1 protein-coding gene is annotated in these 285 nt (G+C 69.8%); it reads left to right on the top strand.

What is annotated here, in order from left to right; translation table 11 throughout:
* Nucleotides 1-285: methionine adenosyltransferase domain-containing protein (locus tag CVH10_RS19635; protein WP_181244540.1), on the top strand; the 285-nt coding region annotated here is incomplete at both ends.

The following is a 285-nucleotide window of genomic DNA, read 5'->3' on the forward strand; positions in this document are numbered from 1 at the left end:
ACCGGCATCTTCGAGATCGGCGGGCCTGACGGCGACGCCGGCCTGACCGGGCGCAAGATCATCGTGGACACCTACGGCGGCGCGGCGCCCCACGGCGGCGGCGCCTTCTCGGGCAAGGACCCGACCAAGGTGGACCGTTCGGCGGCCTACGCCTGCCGCTACCTGGCCAAGAACGTGGTCGCCGCCGGTCTGGCCGACCGCTGCACCATCCAGATTTCCTACGCCATCGGCGTGGCCAAGCCCCAGTCGATCCACGTCGATCTGCACGGCACGGGCAAGATTTCC

The organism is Halomonas sp. ND22Bw, from assembly GCF_003011945.1.
Lineage (GTDB): Bacteria > Pseudomonadota > Gammaproteobacteria > Pseudomonadales > Halomonadaceae > Halomonas > Halomonas halophila.